Raw genomic sequence first — 19,025 nt, 5'->3', positions numbered from 1 at the left:
TCGTCCGGACCTCCAAGTGCCCGCGCGGCCGTCCGCCCCGCCCGCGCGCCGTCCGGCCGGCGGATCCCCGTCAGAGGCCCGCGACCTTGGACTTCGCGGACAGTTCGTAGACCAGGGTGACCGTGCGGCGGCCGCCGGGCGGGATCGGGAGGCTCCACTCGGCGATGCCGTCGGCGTCCACGCTGTCGGGGGCCGGTGAGCAGGCGTCGCGGTGCAGGCGCACCTCCACCGCCGCGACCTCGGCGACCGGGATGCGTTCGCGCAGGACGACCCGCCGGTCACCGACCTCCGCGGGGGCCGAGAAGCGGGACACGTCGAGCCGGACGGTGCGGGTGATGACCGTCCGCTGGGTGAGCCCGGCCGTGTCGCGGGTCTCCTCGGTGTGCCGGACCACCCGGTAGTCGTCGCTGCTGCCGAAGGCGAGTTCGGCCGCGGCGCCGGGGGCCGTGAAGTCCAGCGTGCCGCGGCCTCCGAAGCCGCCGCCGCGGACCAGGTCCACGGGTCCGGCGAGCAGGGCGTGCCCGGACCGGTTGTCGAACCGCACCACCTGCGTGACCAGCGGGGACAGTTCGGGCGCGCAGGAGTACTCGCTGCCCGCGGCCGTGGTGAACGCGGAGACGGGTACGCGGTGCGCGCGGCCGTCGGCCGGCACGGACACCGCCGCGGGGGCGTGGAGCACCCGGGTCTCGCCGCCGTCGTCCACTCCCGGCAGGCCCACCACCCGGGCCGGGCCGAGGGACGCGGTCTCCTCCTCGCGCAGCTCCACGTCGATCGTACGGCGCTCCTCGGCGGTCCGGTCCCGCAGCGTCAGGCGGTCTTCGGCCAGCCGCGGCGGATCGGTGGCCAGGGCCGAGCGGGCCGTGGAGAGGGTCAGCCGTACGCCGGTCCAGTCCTCGCCGGTGCGCTGCCAGACCATGGCGTCGGTCTCCAGCGTCAGGGAGTCCCCGTCGAGCACGGCCCGGTAGACGGGCCGCCACAGCGCGCACGGGGTCAGGTGGCTCAGGCGCAGGGCGACCGGCCCGGCGGCGGCGGATTCGAGGGTCAGCTCGACGTGGCCGACGAGCTCGGCGGGCTGCTCCTCGGAGAGTTCCATCGCCCGCCGGGTCTCGGCGAGTTCGGCGTCGAGGGCGGCGATACCCGATTCGACGGTGTGCAGCCGTTCGCCGTGGGTCTCGCGTTCGCCGTCCACCCGGTCCAGCTCGGCCGTCCAGCGCGCCCGTTCGCTCTCGCCGTGGCCGACGCCTTCGCCGATCTCGCGCAGCAGGTCGGCGGCGAGGCCGCGGAGCAGGTCGAGGCGGGCGGTCAGCCGGTCCCGCTGCCGGTCCAGCGCGTTCCGCTCCTCTTCGAGGGCGTGCACGCGCCGGCGCAGGAGGGAGTCGTCGGCGTCCGGCACCGGGCCGCGCGGGGTCCAGGTACGGACGATCCGTACGTCCAGGACGGCCGCCGGGTGCGCGGCGGTCAGCTCGGCGTGGAGGGTCCGGTCCACGGCGAGCGCGCTGACCGGTCCCAGGCGCAGCCGCTGCACCCCGGCCGCCACGTCGAGCACGGCGGAGCGCTCGACGTGGGCTCGGTCCTCCAGGCAGGTGACGGCGGTGACGGGGAGCGGGACGGGGGCCGGTGCCGGGTCCGAGGGGCTCGGGGCATCCGGAACGGAGGACGGGGACGGGGCCGCGGACGCGGATGGGGACCCGGACGGGAACGGGGAGGAGGACGGGAACGGGGACGGGGACACGGTTCGGTCAGCTCCTGCGGTTGCCGCCGGCCAGGGCCTTGCCGGTCGGGATGCGGATCTCGTAGCCGCCTTCGAGGGCGGCGGTGCCTCCGGACGGCAGCTCCACCCGCCACAGGCGGGTGCCCGGGGCGTACTCGTCCGGGCCGGCGGCGTCCTGCTCCGGGGCCGTGTCCGTGCCGGTGCCGTTGGCCGGACCGGCGGTCTTCCCGCGGCCCGCATCCGGGTCGGGAGCCGTCCAGTCGGCACGCTCCTCGATCCGGACGTCCGGTTCGGAGGTGACGGGCACCCGCTCGCGGACCTCGACGGTGACGGGCCCCGCCATCCGGTTGGCGAGCTCCACGTGGACGCGGTGGTCGAGCACGGTGGTGTTGTTGCGCAGACCGGCGGTCGACTCCCGCAGGTGCGTACGGCGTACGACGCGGATGCCCTCGGCCGGTCCGAGGCCCACCCGGCGGATCCCGCCGGGGGCCAGGGTCGGCAGCGCGGCCGTCAGCACGTACGCGTCGTCGACGCTCACCTCCACCGGGCCCGCCAGCAGCGGCCGGTCGGTGGCGTTGGAGAGCACCAGGGTCGTGTAGGCGGTCTGCTCCACGGACGGCACGCAGAGGTACTCGACGTGCAGGCCGACGGGGATCTCGGCGACGGTGACGGAGTGCCAGGTCCCGTCGGACGGGATGTCCGCTCGGGCCGCGGCATCGAAGCGGTGGTCGAACGAGCCCGCCGACACGCGGGGCCGCACGGCGTGCACGGGCAGCGGCAGCTCGGCCACGGCCGCGGCCCGGCGCCGGTGGTCCAGCGCGCTGCCGTCGGGGGCCGCCTTGGGAAACAGCCGGCCCCTGCGGGCGGCCGGCTCCTCCGGGCCGCGCAGTACGAGCGCGGCGTAGTCCAGTTCGGCCCCGCTCGGCTGCGGCGGACCCGCGACCGGCGGCGAGGGGGGCGCGGGCACGGGTCCGCCGGGAGCGGCCGGGGCCGCGCCGCCGGCACCGCCTCCTGTGGGCCTCCCGGCCGGGCGTCCGGCGAAGCCCGGACGGCCGCGCGCGGCGCCGGGCGCCGCAGGCAGGACGGGGGGAGCGCCGTAGGCCTGCGGGGCCGGGGCGGCGGCCGGGGCCGGGGCCGGGGCCGGCGGGAGTACGGGTCCGGCCAGGGTGGCCCCGGTGACCGCGGCCGGGCGCCGGGGCACGGCGGGGGTGGGGAGCGCGGGCGCGGCGGGGGCCCCGGCGGCGACCGGACGCGGGCCGGCGGCGTCGTACCCGGTGAACAGGTCGGCGAGCCCGGCCGGCGGCTCGCGCCAGCCGGAGGGCGCGGGGGCCTCCTGCCGGCGGCCGATGCGGAGCGAGCGGAGCTTGGGCAGATCGGTCCGGCGCCGCAGGTCGGCGGTGGCCAGCGCGATGCGCACGCCGGTCCAGTCCTCCCCGGTGCGCTGGGCGACCGAGGCGCGCAGCGTGAGGCGGCCGTCGCGGTCGCCGTGGCGGTGGGCGAGGCGGTACGAGGGGACCCAGACGGCGCCCGGCACTCCGTACTCCAGGTCGAGCTGCACTTCCGGGCCCGGCGCCGTCCCGTCCTGCGCCTTCGCGACCGGCTCGGCGGCCGGCTCCGCGCCCGGCTCGGCGATCTCGGCGTCGGACTCGAAGGCTCCGATCGCTCCGACAGCTCCGACAGCTCCGACGGTTTCGAAGGTGAGGACCGCGGAGAACGTGGTGTCCACGTGCGCCGCCGGCCTGTCGGTGGAGGCGCGGGCGAACCGGTCCGCGGCCAGCGCGTACGCGTGCTCGGCGTGCTTGAGGGCCTCGTCGAGCTCGGCGAGGCGCGCGTGCAGCGCGGCCAGCCGGTCGTCGACGAAGTCGGCCAGCTCCAGCCAGGCGTCGACTGCGGTCCGCCGGTGCCGCGGGTTCTCGGGGCTGCGCTCCGGAGCGACCGGGCGCAGCTCGCCCGTCTCCTCGATCAGCCCGAGCTGCCGGTCACGGCGCCCCTGCGCTGCGGTGTACGCGTCGCGCAGGCGCTCCATCTCGCGGCGCAGCTCGTCCGACGCGCCGGAGCCGGTGCCGGCATCGGCGCCGGTGTCGTGGGGCTCGGCCTCGACCTCCACCCGGGCCTCGGTGATACGGATCCCGGTGGCGCCCAGGACCCGGGCCCGCAGCGAGTCGGGGTCCATGGACTTCGGCAGTCCCGTGACCCGGACCCGGCCGTTCGGCGGCACGGTCCCCCGGGCCAGCCGGTGGCAGAGCGCGCCCTGCGCGTACACCACGACCGAATCGAGGGTCGATTCCCAGCGCTGTACCGGCTCCGCCGTCATGTGCCCCGTCCCCCGCGCGTGTTCGTGCCGGGGGGAAGACTAGCCCGAACGGGCGGGCGGCGGGGCCGGAGCCGCCACCCGCCCGCCGCGGAGTGCTTCAGAGGGCGCGGAGGAGGAACTTCGTGCGGAAGCCGCCGCTGGTGGAGCAGTCCAGCGTGTTCTGCGTGCTCGTGTAGGTGAATCCGGAGGGCACCGTGCAGGCCCACAGCCCGGTCGCGGGCTTGCGCAGCAGGAACTTGGTCTGGAAGCCGCCGCTGGTCGAGCAGTCGAGGGTGCTCTGGGTGGCGCTGTACGTGTACGCGGCGGCGGTCGTGCAGGACCACAGGTTGTCCGCGGGCGGCTGGACGAGGAACTGGGTGCGGAAGCCCGTGCCGCCGCAGCTCAGCGTGTTCTGGGTGGCCGTGTAGACGTAGCCGGCGGGGACCGTGCAGGACCAGAACGCGGCGGTGGCCGCGGGCCGGGCGGCTGCCGTGTCCGTCGCGCCGGCTGCGCCGGCGGGTGCGGCCGAGGCGGACGCGGAGGCGGGGACGAGGGCGGCGGCCAGCACGACCGCCGCGCTTCCGCCGCCGAGCAGCAGCGTACGCAGCTTCGATCGGATCAAGGGTGCACTCCTGACGTGTTGTTCACCGGACGGAACCAGGAAAACGGGAAGGCCGGGGGCTGCTCTGGTGCCGGTCCTCCGCGGGGCGTGCCGGGGGAATGCTGGCATTCGCATAGGCCGTGGGCAAAGGCCGCCGGGGGCGGGCCGGACGGGTTCCGGCCGCCACCCGAGGGCCCGCGAGCTGCGGGAGCGGCGGGGCCGGCGCCGCGGGCAGGCGCCTGGCATCCCCGGAACCCGTCCGGAAATCGGCCTCGCGACGGAGCGACCTCGCCAACTCGGCTTCCCCGCGGGTGGATTCGCACGTCCTGAGAGTCCCGGTCCGCTCGGCCGCCGTGCCGGATGATGAGCCGCACGTGCACCACGTACGGGAAGCAGGCGCGGCAGGGGGACATGTGGCAGGCGATCACGAGGCCGACCGCGGCGGTCGCGAGGCGGTGGCGCTCTCCGGGCTGCGTGCCGGGCTGGACGACCACCGGGCCCGGGCCGGGCTGAGCGTGGCCCGGCTCGCGGCCCGGGCCGGGTTGGGACGTACGACCGTGCACCATGCGCTGCGGGGCGGCGGCCCCTCGGTGCCCTCCGCAGCCACGGTGGCGGCGCTGGCCGGCGCCCTGCGGCTGTCCGAGGGCGAGCAGCGGGAGTTGCTGCGGCTGCGGCGCACGGCCGCCGGCGAAGCGGCGCGGGCCGCGGCGGTGTCCGGGGGGCGGCCGGAGCCGGTGCCCGGGGCGCGGCCGGAGCCGGTGCCCGGACCGCAGGAGGCGGCGCTCGGGCGGCCGATCGAGGACTGGGACCCGCACGATCTGGAGGTCCACCCCGCCGCAGACCCCGCCGCGCCCGGCACCGGGGGCGGCGCGTCCGGAGTCCCCGCGTCCCGCACCCTGGTGACGGCCGCGCTCCCGGCCTACGTACGGCGCCCGCACGACCTCGCGCTCGCCCGCCTGGTCGAAGCGGCCGCGGGCGGGCAGAGCGGGCTGCTCGTGCTGGTGGGGTCCTCGTCCACCGGCAAGACGCGTGCCTGCTGGGAGGCCGTACAGCCGCTGGCGGCGCACGGCTGGCGCCTGTGGCACCCCTTCGATCCCACCCGGGCCGAGGCCGCGCTCGCGGATCTGGGCCGGGTCGGGCCCGGGACCGTCGTGTGGCTCAACGAGGCGCAGCACTACCTCGGCGACCCGCAGTGCGGCGAGCAGACGGCCGCGGCGCTGCACGGCCTGCTCATGGACCGCAGGCGCGCCCCGGTGCTCGTGCTGGGCACCCTCTGGCCGGAGTACGAGGAGGAGTACGGTGCGCTGCCGCGTCCCGGAGCGCCCGATGTGCACGGCCGGGTGCGCGAACTCCTGGCGGGGCGCACGGTGTCCGTCCCGGATTCCTTCGACGGGGCCGCGCTCGACGCCGCCCGGCGGCTCGCAGACGGGGGCGACGCCCTGCTGGCCGCGGCACTGGGCCGGGTCTCCGACGGGCGGCTGACGCAGGACCTGGGCGGGGCGCCGGAACTGCTGCGCCGCTACCGGAACGCCTCTCCCGGGGCCCGTGCCCTGCTGCACGCCGCGATGGACGCCCGCCGGCTCGGCCTCGGGCTCCACCTGCCCCGCGCGTTCCTGGCCGAGGCGGCGGAGGACTACCTGGGCGACCACGACTACGACGCCCTGGCCGACGGCTGGGCCGAACGGGCCCTCGCCGAACTCGCCCGGCCCGTACACGGCGAGCTCGCCCCGCTGCGCCGGGCGCGGCCCCGCAAGGCGTGGACGCCCGAGCTGCCCGACCCCGGCCCCGGCGCCCCGCCCCCTCCCCCACCCGTCGTCTACCGGCTCGCCGACTACCTCGAACAGCACGGACGCGCCGAACGCAGCCCCCTGTGCCCGCCGGCCTCCTTCTGGGCGGCCGGGTACCGGCACATCGCGGATCCGGCAGGCCTCGTGCGCCTCTCCGGCGCCGCCCGGGTCCGGTACCGGCTCCGGTGGTCCCATGTCCTGGGCGAGCGGGCGGAGGCGGCCGGGGCGCGGCCCTTTGCCCGGCTGTCGCCCGGCGCACTTCGCCGGCTGATCATGCCGGCACCGCCCCTCGGGCCCCGGGCGGCCCGGGACCCGAGCGGAGAGGCCGGTGCCGTTCTGCGGTCGGCGGCCCGGTCGCCGGACCGGGCCGGTGGGGTGGGGGCGGTGCCGGACCACGTCATGCGCCGGCTGACCACCGAGGCCGAAGCGGCCGTGCGGGTCCTCCGGACCGTGCAGATGCTCGAGGAGTGCGGCGACCGGGAGGAAGCGGAGCGGGTCCTCGCGGAGGCCGTCGCCGAGGGCAACGACCTGGTCCTCGTCGTTCAGGTCCACAAGGCCGATCGGGACGGCGAAGGGGAGCGCGCGGAAGCGATGCTCCGGAACGGGATGGCGGCGGGCAGCGCGATGGCCCGCATGCTGCTCGCCGAGCGGCGGGAACGCGCCGACCGGGTCGAGGAGGCGGAGCAGCTCGCCCGGCCGGCGGCCCAAGCCGGCCACCTCGACGCCGAGGTCATGCTCGTACGCCTGCGGTTCAAGGCCGGTGACACCCCCGCGGCCAGGCGCCGCGCCGTGGCCGCAGCCGACAGCGGGAACGCGTTCCCCGTGCGGGAGCTGATCCGGCTGCTCAGGGAATCCGGTGCGGAAGGGGAGGACGTATGGGCCTACGGGCTGGAGCCCGACGGCTCCCCGACGCCCGCGTGGGATCCCGCCCCGGATCCCATTGTTCAGCGCCCGGAACAGGGCTGATGAACAATCCGCGAGCCGCTGGACTCGTTGGCAGATGCCTCCGACGGGCATCTGCGCACAACGAGCAGAAGGAGAACCGCAACCGTGGCTACTCGTACGAAGTTCCTCACCACGCTCGCGGCGGGCATCCTCTCCGCCGGGGCCCTCGGCGGATTCGTGTCCACCGCGTCCGCCGCTCCCTCCCACCCGGAGGGCGGAAAGCCGGCCGTCAGCGCGTCCTGCATCGGCGGGGCGTGGCGGTACGACGGGACGAACTACGCCCCGATGGGCAACGGCTACTACGTGACGACCAACCGGTGTGCGGACATCCAGGTCTCGCCGGACGGGGACACGAAGATGAAGCTGTGCTACGTCAGGAGCGGCTCGGAGGTCTGCAAGAACTGGGTCACCGCCAAGGCCGGCAGGTGGACCATCCTCGGGACCGACTTCGCCGACGGCACCTACTTCTACCTCGACTTCCCCAACTCGACCACGCACAAGACGGGCCTGGTCGCCGGCTGACCACTGCCGCCTCGACACGTGACGCCCTGACCAGGCGTACGGCTGCCCCCGCCTCCTCGCGAGGCGGGGGCAGCACGGGGCAGGGCTGCCCCCGTCCGCGCAGCCCCCTCCGTGACCCCACCCCAGGTTGACCGGGAGACGGGACGGACATCCGGGCGGGCATCACGGGGGCGGCGGACCGGGCATGGGACGTCACGCGTGCCTGCGGCTCGGACGCCCTGAGCCTGAGCGCCGACGGGTCGTGGCCGGCCGTCCGGCTGGACACCGGCGTCGTACTGGCGTCCGCCCGCCCCGGCGGCCCGCGTGCCCGGACGCTCCCGGCAGCCGCGGTCACCGGCTTCTCCTTCAGCCGGGACGGCGCCCTCCTGGCGGCCGTGGCACCGGACTCCGCACGAGTGTGGCGCACCGGTGACGGCCGCCCCGATCCCCTCGTGTTCCACCAACCCCTGCGCCGCCGCCTGCCCAGGGACGTGCGCATCGACGAGCGGGCGGGGGTCCTGCGGTACGTGTACGACGACCAGCGCCGGGTGGAACTCGTGCCGGGCGGCCGCAGGCGTTTCACCCCATCACACTCAAGTCACGTACAGATAAAGGACCAAATACCTGCCCGGCGCCCGTCACGGAGGGTCCGAAATCCTTCTCTTGCAGCCCTGACCAGCGGTTTCAGCGCAGGGACTTTGGTCCCGAAAGGCCTTCTCCGGGGTAAGTGAATCCGCCGGGAATTGATCTTGCTCACGGTGAGGCTCCGTCAATTCTCTGCTAGTCATGGGAACCGGCGGATCCCCGCCTGCAATTGCCTTTTTCGCCAAGGAGTTCCCGTGGCCCGCCCATCCCGCCGCGCCATGCTGCCCACCGCCCTCACCGCCGCCGTGTGCGGGGCCATGCTCACGCCCGCGACCGCGCACGCGGTGGTCGGCGACCCCGCCGAGGACGGCCGGTACGCGTACACCGCGCGGCTGGCGATCGGCAACGCGGCGGGTGGGCGCGCCTGTTCGGCCGTGGTCCTCGACCAGTGGTGGGTGGCCACGGCCGCGAGCTGCTTCGCCACCGCGGCCGGGCAGCCGGTGCCGGCCGGCAAGCCGGCCCTGAAGTCCACCCTGACCTTCGGCAACGGCGGGCACAGCGAGGTCGCGGAGCTCGTGCCGCATGCCGGCCGGGACCTGGTCCTCGCCCGGCTCGCCGCTCCCGCCGGCGGCGTCCCGGCCGTGAAGCGTGCGGGCGAAGCGCCCGCCGTCGGCAGCGCCCTCGGCTCCGCCGGGTTCGGCCGTACGAAGACCGAATGGGTCCCCGGCAAGGCGCACGGCGGCACGTTCACCGCGGACGCCGTGAACGCGGACACCCTCGCCTTCACGGGCAAGGGCGCCGCCGCGGTGTGCGAGGGGGACGCGGGCGGCCCGGTCCTGAACGGGGCGGGGGAGCTCGTCGGCATCAACTCCCGCTCCTGGCAAGGCGGTTGCCTGGGACGGACGATGACGCGTACGGGGGCGCTCGCCACGCGCACCGACGACCTGGGCGAGTGGATCGCCGCGGTCACCGACCCGCTGGTGGTCCACCCGGGGCAGACCATCCCCTCCGGCACCACCCTGACGGGCAAGCACCTGAAGCTCGTCATGCAGGCCGACGGGAACATGGTGATCTACCACAACAGCGGGGGCGACGGAAAGGGCGCCGCCCTGTGGAGCTCGCAGACCCACGGCAACCCCGGGGCCTACGCGATCATGCAGGAGGACGGCAACTTCGTCATCTACAAGAAGGACGGCGGGGACGCCAAGGGCGACCTGTGGTCCTCGGGCACCTACGGCGACGGCACCGAGAACCGCGGCGCCTACCTCCGCTTCCAGAACGACGGCAATCTCGTCGTGTACAAGAAGGACGGCGGCGAGGGCAAGGGCGGCGCCATCTGGGCCTCCGGCACCTACCAGCGCGGCGCCGGGCTCACCGGCGGCACGCGCTACGACTCCCCGTTCTGGATCGACTCCTCGACCAAGATCCTCTTCGTGGACCGCGGTGGCCGCCTGGTCATCTGGGACAAGACGAAGGCCGAGGAGCTGTGGACCTGCACCGCGTACGGCGGCGAGGGCACCCACCTCGACATGCAGAACGACGGCAACCTCGTCCTGTACAAGAAGGACGGCGGCGACGGCAAGGGCGGCTACGTCTGGGCCAGCGGCACGCACAACAACCCCGGCGCGTACGCCCGCTTCCAGAGCGACGGCAACCTGGTCGTCTACAAGAAGGACGGCGGCGAGGGCAAGGGCGGCGCCATCTGGCACTCCAACACCTGGAACTAGCCGACCGCCGAAACGCAGCGGCGGGGGGGGGGGGGGGGGGGGGGGGGGGGGGGGGGGGGGGGGGGGGGGGGGGAGGACGAGGGAGGGGGGGGGGGGGGGAGAGGGGGGGGGGAGGGGTNNNTACGTCCCCCCCCCCCCCCCCCCCCCCCCCCCCCCCCCCCCCCCCCCCCCCCCCCACCCCACCCCCCCCCCCCCCCCCACCCCCCCCCCCCCCCCCCCGCTGCGGCGCATCGGGGCCCGGCACACCCGCTCAGGTGCTGGTCACGTACCAGAGCGAAGCACCGAGGAACACGGGGAAGGTGAAGGCCATCTGCAGGATCCAGGGGGTGGCCGTCCCGTCCTCGGGCTTGGTGGGGTCCTTCGCGCGTTCGAGCATGTATGCGCTCAAGGCCTTCCGGTGGCCCACCATCCCCAGGGAAACCGCCACGTACAGCGAGCAGTAGACGGGCAGCATCTCGCCTATGGACCACTCGTAGTTGGCGCAGTACGCCAGCAGGGCGCCGAACGCCGCCACCGGCCCACAGGCCACGAAGGCCTTCTGGCGGCGGTTGGCCATGCACGGGAGCATGATCCACAGAAAAACGGCCACGCTGGCCAGTGAAAGGATCCACCACACGGGAGAGGTCTTTTCCAACATTTCAGCCGGGCTTCTTTCTTGGACGGGAGCTCGCCGGCAGGGGTGCCGCACTTGCGCACGGGCACCCCTGCCGGCGACCGCTGAACACGGTATTCCACGGGAATGGGTCAGGGAAATCCGGCTCGGATACAGCGGAAGAATCCGTTGCGAATCAGCCTACAAGGTGGGCTGCCTAAGCCGTGAACCAGCCGACCATGGACGAGACCGCACCGTGCACGCCTTCGGCGATGTTCTTTCCGAGGCTGGTGCGGGCCATGGAACCGGCCGCACTTCCCATGCCTCCCAGAAGGAGGCTGAGTCCCACACCCGCGGCAGCGGTGCGGAACTGGCTGCTGTTCCAGCCGTATGCCTTGCCGTTGTAGAACGTGCTGATCCCGGCGAATACCAGGGAAGCACCGCCGAGGCCCGCAGAAATCAGCTGACCGCCCGGAATGAACGCGGTCACCACCGCAGCGGCGCCCAGGGCGGCACTGATCTTGGCCGTGGCCGTCGCCGCCGAGGCGGCACTGTCGAACGCCTCCTTCTCCGCACTGACGGTGTCGACCTTGTCGTTCTTCGGATCGTCCTGGGGGCGGTAGCCGCTCTGGGCGTCCGCCTCGGCCTTCTGCCGGGCCGCCTCGGCTGCGGCCGCCTGCTCCTCGTGCCGCTTCCGCGTCGCGGTGGCCTCGGCCTCGCCGGCCGCCTGGCGGGCGGCCGATGCGTCCTTGCCGGCGTCGACGGCCGCCTGGCGTGCGGTCGCGGCGGAGGCTGCGGCCTGTGCCGCGTAGGTGGAGGCCTGCTGCGCGGAGGCGGTGGCGTTGTTGGCGGAGTGGTTCGCCGAGCGGGCCGCGCCCTGAGCGGTGGCCGCGGCGTTCTTGGCCGTCTTGGCCGAGGCGGCGGCGTCGGCGGCGGACTTGTCGGCGGCGTTCGCACTCTCCCGGGCCTTGACGGCGTATCCGCTGGCCTCCTGTGCGGACTTTCTGGCGGCCGCGGCCGCCTTCTCCGCCTCGGCGGCGGCGCCGCGTGCCCGGTGGGCGGCCTCCAGGGCCGTGTTGGCGTTCTGGTACGCCTCGGCGGTGGCCTTGGCGGCAATGCTGAGCTGGGTCTGCACCCCTTCGACGTGGGCGAGGGTGGCGAGGTCGGCCTCGGCCGCCTTGTACTGGGCCCGGGTGACGAAGGCTTCGCGCATCCAGGCCGGGCCGGCCATGGCGATCCGGGCGGCCGACTTCACGTTCGGGCCGCCCCGCTCCATGATCCGCAGGATCTCGACCTTGTTGTCGTCCTCGCGGGCCTTGGGGTAGGTGACGGCCAGGAAGGCCTGCAGGGCCTTGGCCGAGCCGTCGTCGAGCGCCTTGGCGCCGGCGGCCTTCACGGCCTTCCCGGCGCCTTCCATCAGGGCGAGCGTCCGGATCCGGTACTCGTCCTTCAGGGTCTCGTACGCCCCCTTGGTGAGGAACGCCTCGACCGCCTGGCCGCCCTGGGCCAGAGCCGCCTTCGCGCTCGCGGCCGTCTTGGCGCCGCCCACGCGGGCGAGGGTGAGGGCGGTCTCGCGGTCGTCCTCGCGGGCGGCCGCCTCCCGCTTGCCGCGGAGCCAGTCGAGCACGTCGGTGTCGTCACCGGCGAGGGCCGCCTTGGCGGCGTTGCCGGTCCAGGCCCCGGTGGAGTCGAGGAGGGCGAGGGCCGCCTTCCGGGCGAGGGCCGCACCGGCTGCGCCGTCGGTCCTGGCCTTGTCGGCGGCCTCGGCCAGCAGCGTCCTCGTGGCGGTGGCCAGCTGCTGGTCCCGGGTGCGGATCTCGGTGTCCGCGGCCCGGTCCTTCGCCTGGGCCTCCAGGTCGTTGAGGAGCTTGGCCTGCTCGATCCCGGCGGCCTCGTCCTGCTCCAGCCGGTACTGCTCCGCCTCGCGGGCGACCTTGGCGACCTCGGTGGCCTGCTTGGTGGCCGCGGCCGCGTCGTCGGCCGCCCGGACGGCCGCGCCCGCGTGGGCGGTGGCCTTCTTCGCCTCGGCGTCGGCTTCGCCCGCGTGGTCCGCGGCCTCGTCCGCGGCCTTGGCGGCCGCTTCGGCGTGGTCGGCCGCCGAGTTGGCGTACGTCCGGGCCTGCCGGGCGGCGGTCGCGGCCTGGGAGGCGAGGGTCTGGGCGCGACCCGCGGCGCGGGTGGCCTGGGCGGCGGCGGCGCGCGCGGTGGCGGCGGCCTCGCGGGCCCGCCGCGCCTCGGAGTCGGCGACTCCGGCCTGCGCGCCGGCGGTGGCCGCCGCATCGGCGGCCGCGGCGGCGTTCTGCCCGGCGCGGGCGGCGGCCGAGGCGGAGTCCCCGGCCGCGGCGCTGGCGTCCGCGGCGTGCGAGGCGGCGGTGGCGGCGGTACGGGCGCCCGCGGCGGCGTCGCGCGCGGCCTCGGCGGCCTTGCGGGCGTCGCCGGCCTTGTTCCGGTCCCCGATCGCGGCGTTGGCCGCTCGGTAGGCGGCAGCCGCGGCGCGGCCGGCTGCCGCGGAGGCGGCGGCCGCGTTCGAGGCGGCGGCCGCGGCCGTACGGGCGGCGGCGACGGCGGTGTTGGAGGCGGACACGGCGGTACGGGCCGCGGCGGCCGCGCCCTCGGCCGCGGTGGCGGCGCGGCCCGCGGCGGCGCCGGCCTTGTCGGCGTCGCCCTTGGCGGCCTCGGTCTCCTTGGCGGCCTTCTGCGCGGCCTCCTTGGCCAGTGCGGCGGCCGCATCGGCGCGGTCGGCGGCCGCCTTGGCCGCGTCCGTCTCGGTCTTGGCCCGCTTGCCCGCGTCCACGGCGACCTGGGCGAGCTGGGTGACCGTCATCAGCTCCTGGTCCCGGGCCTGCGCGAGGAACTGCCCGGAGTCGATGAACTCCTGCAGGTCCTGCGCCGTACCGTTCATCGCCCGGGTGCCGGCCTCCTTCACGGCCGGTCCGCCCTGGCTCATCAGCCGCAGGACGGCGACCCGGTTGTCCTCGACCGCGGCCTTGGCGAGCCCGGCGCCGAGGAAGGCGTCGAGGGCCTGCGGGCTGCCGTCGTTCAGGGCCCGCCTGCCCTCGCGGTTGACGGCGTTGCCGGCGCCGTTCATCACGGCCAGCACCGCCACCCGGCGGTCGTCCTGGAGGGGCTGCTCGTAGCCGGACTTCACGAAGTCCAGCACGTCCTGGTCGGTGCCGGACAGGGCCTTGTTCGCGGCGGCGAGCACGCCCTTGCCGGCGAGCGGCAGCATCTTGAGGACGGCCACGCGCGCGTCCTCGACGGTCGCCCGGCGCAGGCCCGTGGCGAAGAACCTCTGCAGGTCCTCGGTGTTGCCCAGCAGGGCCTTCTCGGCTTCGCGTTTCACCCCCTTCCCGCCGGCGATCCATTCGTCCACCGCACGGGCCCGCCCGTCGGCCTGGATTTCCGCCCGTACGGCGGCCGGTGCCGCCTGCGCCGTCGCCGTGCCGAACACGACGACCGACATTCCGAGCGCGACGGCCGCCGCGCCCTTGGTCATGACGCGCGGCAGCACACGCCGGGGTCGGTGGGACCATTTCATATGGGGGCGTCACCCCTCCTCAAACAGAAGGAAAGAACAGGGATTTCGGACAGGAACGAGCCTGCCGACCGCCTCACCCCAGCACATGCACGTCACATATGAATAAAGGACCAAATACCCGAGCGGGTCCTGTTCCGGAGCCGGAAAAGGGCGCGCATCGCGACTCTGACCAGCGGATTCACCGTAAGGACTTTGGTCCCGGACGGGCCCGCCGGAGGTAAATAAAACCCCAATAAATTGATCTTGCTCACAGTGAGCCCCCGTCAATTCTCTGCTACTGATGGGATCTGACGGACGGGCCCGCCGTGCACAGCCGACGGCGCGCGGCACCGTCCCCTCGAATCCCCCACCTCCAGAGAGGCATTCCCGTGATGCGCGCACCCCTGCGATGGACCCTTCCGGCCGCGGCGACCGTCACCGTGCTGGCAGCAGCCGGCATCGCCGTCGCACAGGCGAACACCACCACGAGCAGCACGAGCACCGCGAGCACCGCGAGCACCGCGAGCACCGCGAGCACCGCGGTCACCGCTGCCGCCGCCGACACCGCCGCGATGCCGTCCGCGGTGGAGACCTTCGACTACCCGAACGCCGCGCAGATCCTGGCGGAGAAGAACCTCAAGCTGAAGCGCGGGGACGGGCACATCATGCTCGCCGAATGCGGCAGCGCCCCCGACCTCATGCGCTTCATCGGCCGCGACCGCGAGGACTTCTGCTTCCGCACCACCGGCCCCACCGGGTACCTCAGCCTCGAAGTCCCCGCCGTCACCGGTGTCCAGACCACCGGTCACAGCGCCCACATCAACATGAAGGCCGAGGACGAGAGCAAGTCCTACGACGTGGCCAAGAACACCTGGCAGGGCATCGGCGAGACCACGGACCCGAAGGGACGCGACCACGTCCTCCTCGAAATCCGCACCGCCAAGTAGCCCCACCGCCAAGTAGCCCCACCGGCAAGCAGCCCCACGTCCAGGCGGCCCCACCGCCGAACAAGCCCCACCGTCGCGCGGCCCCACCGTCGCGCAGCACCGCCGCCCCGCGGCACCGCCCGCGAGCAACACCCCTTCCGGGCGGCACCGCCGCCCGCCCGCGCCCTCCCGAGGAACCGACCATGCCCCGGCCGCCCCGCCCCACCACCCCCTCCGGCGAAACCCGCCCCTCCGGCACCTCCCGCCGCACCGCACTCGCCACCGGCATCACCACCGCCGCCGTGTGCGGCAGCGCCCTGGCCCTGCTGCCCGCGACCGCGCACGCCGTGGCGGGCGACCCCGCCAAGGACGGCCAGTACGCGTACACCGCCAAGCTCGACGTGGGCGCCGGCGCGCGCAGTTGCTCGGCCGCCGTGGTGGACGCCCAGTGGCTGCTGACGGCGGCGAGCTGCTTCGCCGACGACCCGGCCACGGGTACGGTCCGGGGCGGGGCACCGAAGTGGAAGACGACGGCCACCATCGGGCGCACCGACCTGGCCTCGACCGCGGGGACGGTCGTCCAGGTCACCCGGCTGGTGCCGCGCACCGACCGGGACCTGGTCATGGCCCGGCTCGCCAAGCCCGTCACCGGCGTGACCCCGGTCCGGCTCGCCACCTCGGCGCCGGAGAAGACCGAGAAGCTACGGGTCTCCGGCTACGGCCGCACCAAGACCGAGTGGTCGCCGTGGCGCACGCACACCGCGTCCCTCGACGTGTACGGGGTCACGGCGACGAAGGTCGGTCTCAACGGCCCCGGCGGCACGACCAACGTGTGCGCGGGCGACAGCGGCGCCCCGGTGGTCCGCGAGCAGGACGGGACGGCCGAGCTGGCCGCCATCAGCGTCATAGGCTGGCAGGGTGCCTGCTGGGGCAGCGACCCCGCCGAGAAGCGCACCACCTCGCACGCCACCCGCGTGGACGACGTCAACGGGTGGGTGCAGCAGATCCGGCTGTCTACGATGGTCCCCGACGTCACCGACGTGATGACCACGGGCGACTTCAACGGCGACGGGCGCACCGACATCGCGGCCGTCACCGCCGACGGCAACCTGCACGCCTTCTACGCGGGCCCCGACGGCGCGTTCGCGTACGGGCGGCCCCTGTGGAAGCAGGACGGCTCCTGGAAGGTCGTCACCAAGATCACGGCCGGGGACTTCAACGGCGACGGCCGCACCGACATCGCCGGCGTGTGGTCGAACGGCACCCTGCGCCTCTACCCGGGCACCGGGAACGACTCGGTGCTCGGCGACAGCAAGGTGATGTGGCCGGACGCCTCCAACTGGAACTCCATGCTCCAGCTGACCCGCTTCAAGGCCGACGCCTCCGGGCGCGACGGGCTCCTCGCCGTCTGGGGCACCGGCGCCCTGTACGCGTACCACCCCGCCGCCGACGGGACCCTCAACGGGCAGAAGCGGCCGATGTGGCCGGACAACTCCTGGAAGAGCATCAGCCGCATCACCGCCGGGGACCACAACGGCGACGGCCGCGACGACGTCGTCGCCGTCACCTACAACGGCTGGCTCTCCCGCTACGCCGGGAACGCCAAGGGCGGCCTCGACCCCGCGGTCCACCTGCGGCCCGAGCCCGCATGGACCGGAGCGGCGGTCTTCGACGGGGACTTCGACGGCGACGGCAAAGCCGACGTCCTCATCCGCCAGGGGAGCAAGCTCAGCCTGCACAAGGGCGACGGCCGCGGCGCGATCGCGGACGGCACCGGCGCCTGGCCGGCCCTGCCCTGAGCGCCTGCCCCGTGGGGCCTTGCTGCGAGCCCCCGGCGTGAGCCCCTGCCGTGACCCCCGCCGCGAGCCGGGCTGGTGGCGGCCCTGCCCCCGGGGCCGGGCCGCCGGCCGCGCCTTTCATCCGCCCGTCCGCCCTGCTGCCCGGCCGCCCGTCCACCCTGTTGCCCGCCCGTCCGTCCGTCCGTCCGTCCGAAGGAAGATGCATTGATTCCCGCCCGTCCGCGTTCCGCGCGGATTCCCGCCGTGCTCGTCACGGCCACCGCCACGGCCGCCGCGCTCGTCGGCGGCATGGTCATAACCGTCCCCGCCCTGGCGCTGGCCGGTCCCGAGGCCCCGTCGGGCGGCCCGTACGCGTCCGTCGTGAAGCTGGACATCGGCGCCGGGGCCGGCACCCGCGCCTGTACGGCAACCCTGCTCGACGCCAACTGGATCGTCTCGGCCGCCAGTTGTTTCGCCTCCGCCCCCGGTACGCCGGTGCCGGCCGGCAAGCCGGCGCTGAAGTCGGTCGCCACGCTGTCCGACGGCAAGACCGTCGAGCTCGTCGAGCTCGCGCCGCGCACCGACCGCGATCTGGTCCTGGCCCGCCTGGCCACCGCCACCGCCCTGCCCGGCGTACGGCTCGCCCCCGCAGCCCCCGCCCCCGGCACCGCGCTCACGTCGGCCGGGTTCGGCCGCACGAGGACGGAGTGGGTTCCCGGCAAACTCCACACGGGCCGCTTCACCCTCGACTCCGCGGACCCCGCCGCCGGCACGCTCTCCGTCACCGGCCAGGGCACCGACGCCGTCTGCAAGGGCGACACCGGCGGTCCGCTCTTCGACTCCGCAGGCCGGATCGTCGGCGTCAACAGCCGTTCCTGGCAGGGCGGGTGCTTCGGCACCCCCGCCGGGGAGACCCGGACCGGCGCCCTTTCCGTGCGGGCCGACGACCTCGGTGCATGGGCCGCGGAGGTCCGCTCGCGCACCGCGGGCTGGAAGACCGAGGCCGTGGTGCAGGCGGGCACGGGCCTCCACCAGGGGATCCGCCTCCCCGACGGCTCCTGGACCGGCTTCACCGACGTGCAGTCCGCGGCCGGGAGCATCGGCGGGGTCCGCAGGGCCGCCGTCGCCGGGGTCAACGGCGACACCCATGTGGTGGCGCTCGGCACCAACGGCCGCATCTACCACACCATCCGCACGCCGGACGGTACCTGGCAGAAGTTCGGCGACGTGGGTGCCGTGGCGGGCGTCCTCCCCCACGTCACGCAGGTGTCGGCCGTCTCCACCGGCAGGGAAGTCCAGGTGGTCGCGGTCTCCGACGGCAAGGTGTTCCACAGCCTGCGCCGCGCCGACGGCACCTGGGCCCCGTTCGGCGACGTCGCCGCCGTCAGCAGCCCCATGAGCGGGGTGACGGCCGTCGCCACCGCCCAGACCGGGGGCCGGCTCCAGGTCATCGCCGTCTCCGGCGGCAAGGCGTACCACACCGTGCGCGACACCGGCGGCCACTGGACCAAGTGGGGCGACGTGGCCCGGGCCGCCGGGGCCACCGGTCCGGTCGGCGCGGTGGCCATGGCCGGGAGCGGCGGCAACGCCCACGTCGTCGTCACCACCGACAACGGCACCCGTCAGTACCACTCCGTCCGCATGGAATCGGGCTCCTGGAGCCCCTTCCGCGAACTGACCGGCCACCTCGGCAACATCACCGCCACCTCGGTGGGCGCGGGCAACGTGGACCGCGACGTGGACATCGCCTTCACCACGACCGACAACCGGATCGTGCACACCGCGTGGGACGACACGGCCCACCGCTTCACGAACCCGGCCGCGGTCCCCACGACCGGCTCCCTCCCGACCACCCCGCTGGGCTCCGTCTCCCTGGCCGGCACCCTCTAGCCGCCCTCCGTGAACGCCGGCCGGTCCGGCCCGGGCCTCGTCCAGGCCCATGGACTGACGAGCGCCAGAACAGGTGAACAAAGCCGGTTCCACGGCCAAGTGCTTGCGCAGCCGCGTACGGTGTGCCAGCAGTCGTGCACTGTCCGTTGCCAGCGGGCGGGGCGCGGTGGTG

The 19,025-nt window shown here is 74.8% G+C and carries 11 protein-coding genes; 6 read left to right on the top strand and 5 right to left on the bottom strand.

What is annotated here, in order from left to right:
• Positions 1 to 70 precede the first annotated feature (70 nt).
• The 3 genes from ACZ407_RS21080 to ACZ407_RS21070 form a co-directional block, all read right to left on the bottom strand.
• Positions 71 to 1,732 carry a mucoidy inhibitor MuiA family protein gene (locus ACZ407_RS21080; protein WP_468130352.1) on the bottom strand — a complete coding sequence of 554 codons (1,662 nt, stop codon included), beginning with the start codon at positions 1,730 to 1,732 and terminating at the stop codon, positions 71 to 73.
• A gap of 7 nt (positions 1,733 to 1,739) precedes the next feature.
• The gene (locus tag ACZ407_RS21075; protein ID WP_468130350.1) at positions 1,740 to 4,025 is read right to left on the bottom strand and encodes a DUF4139 domain-containing protein; all 2,286 of its coding nucleotides are present in this window, start codon (positions 4,023 to 4,025) and stop codon (positions 1,740 to 1,742) included.
• Between the two features lie 97 nt (positions 4,026 to 4,122).
• Positions 4,123 to 4,626 (bottom strand): hypothetical protein, encoded by a 504-nt coding sequence (locus ACZ407_RS21070; RefSeq protein ID WP_468130348.1) that lies wholly within the window; start codon positions 4,624 to 4,626, stop codon positions 4,123 to 4,125.
• Positions 4,627 to 5,018: 392 nt separating this feature from the next.
• Between ACZ407_RS21070 and ACZ407_RS21065 the strand changes: the two genes are divergently transcribed.
• The 3 genes from ACZ407_RS21065 to ACZ407_RS21055 all read left to right on the top strand — a co-directional run bounded on the left by ACZ407_RS21065 (position 5,019) and on the right by ACZ407_RS21055 (position 10,150).
• A complete protein-coding gene (locus ACZ407_RS21065) occupies positions 5,019 to 7,358 on the top strand; it encodes a helix-turn-helix domain-containing protein (RefSeq protein WP_468130346.1) in 2,340 nt (779 codons plus the stop codon).
• Between the two features lie 84 nt (positions 7,359 to 7,442).
• Positions 7,443 to 7,859 carry a hypothetical protein gene (locus ACZ407_RS21060; RefSeq protein ID WP_468130345.1) on the top strand — a complete coding sequence of 139 codons (417 nt, stop codon included), beginning with the start codon at positions 7,443 to 7,445 and terminating at the stop codon, positions 7,857 to 7,859.
• Between the two features lie 818 nt (positions 7,860 to 8,677).
• Entirely contained in the window at positions 8,678 to 10,150 is a 1,473-nt protein-coding gene (locus tag ACZ407_RS21055; protein ID WP_468130343.1) for a trypsin-like serine protease, read from the top strand.
• A gap of 250 nt (positions 10,151 to 10,400) precedes the next feature.
• On the opposite strand, the gene ACZ407_RS21050 is transcribed toward ACZ407_RS21055, so the two are convergent.
• Complete coding sequence (locus ACZ407_RS21050; RefSeq protein ID WP_468130341.1) at positions 10,401 to 10,739, bottom strand: hypothetical protein; 339 nt, start codon at positions 10,737 to 10,739, stop codon at positions 10,401 to 10,403.
• A 220-nt stretch (positions 10,740 to 10,959) separates the two neighbouring features.
• Positions 10,960 to 14,238 (bottom strand): ALF repeat-containing protein, encoded by a 3,279-nt coding sequence (locus ACZ407_RS21045; RefSeq protein ID WP_468130339.1) that lies wholly within the window; start codon positions 14,236 to 14,238, stop codon positions 10,960 to 10,962.
• Between the two features lie 413 nt (positions 14,239 to 14,651).
• Between ACZ407_RS21045 and ACZ407_RS21040 the strand changes: the two genes are divergently transcribed.
• The 3 genes from ACZ407_RS21040 to ACZ407_RS21030 all read left to right on the top strand — a co-directional run bounded on the left by ACZ407_RS21040 (position 14,652) and on the right by ACZ407_RS21030 (position 18,853).
• Positions 14,652 to 15,206 (top strand): hypothetical protein, encoded by a 555-nt coding sequence (locus tag ACZ407_RS21040; protein ID WP_468130444.1) that lies wholly within the window; start codon positions 14,652 to 14,654, stop codon positions 15,204 to 15,206.
• A 182-nt stretch (positions 15,207 to 15,388) separates the two neighbouring features.
• On the top strand, positions 15,389 to 16,984 hold the full coding sequence (locus ACZ407_RS21035; protein ID WP_468130337.1) for an FG-GAP-like repeat-containing protein: 1,596 nt from the start codon (positions 15,389 to 15,391) through the stop codon (positions 16,982 to 16,984).
• Positions 16,985 to 17,227: 243 nt separating this feature from the next.
• The gene (locus tag ACZ407_RS21030; protein WP_468130335.1) at positions 17,228 to 18,853 is read left to right on the top strand and encodes a trypsin-like serine protease; all 1,626 of its coding nucleotides are present in this window, start codon (positions 17,228 to 17,230) and stop codon (positions 18,851 to 18,853) included.
• Positions 18,854 to 19,025: the final 172 nt, after the last annotated feature.

The sequence above is a fragment of the Streptomyces sp. NPDC030809 genome, assembly GCF_055572195.1.
This window is presented reverse-complemented; position numbering and strand designations above follow the sequence as displayed.

Bases quoted from the DNA above. Each gene is read 5' to 3' on its own strand.
- ACZ407_RS21075 (WP_468130350.1), bottom strand. From the start codon at position 4,025: ATGACGGCGGAGCCGGTACAGCGCTGGGAATCGACCCTCGATTCGGTC.
- ACZ407_RS21045 (WP_468130339.1), bottom strand. From the start codon at position 14,238: ATGACCAAGGGCGCGGCGGCCGTCGCGCTCGGAATGTCGGTCGTCGTG.
- ACZ407_RS21040 (WP_468130444.1), top strand. From the start codon at position 14,652: ATGCGCGCACCCCTGCGATGGACCCTTCCGGCCGCGGCGACCGTCACC.
- ACZ407_RS21035 (WP_468130337.1), top strand. From the start codon at position 15,389: ATGCCCCGGCCGCCCCGCCCCACCACCCCCTCCGGCGAAACCCGCCCC.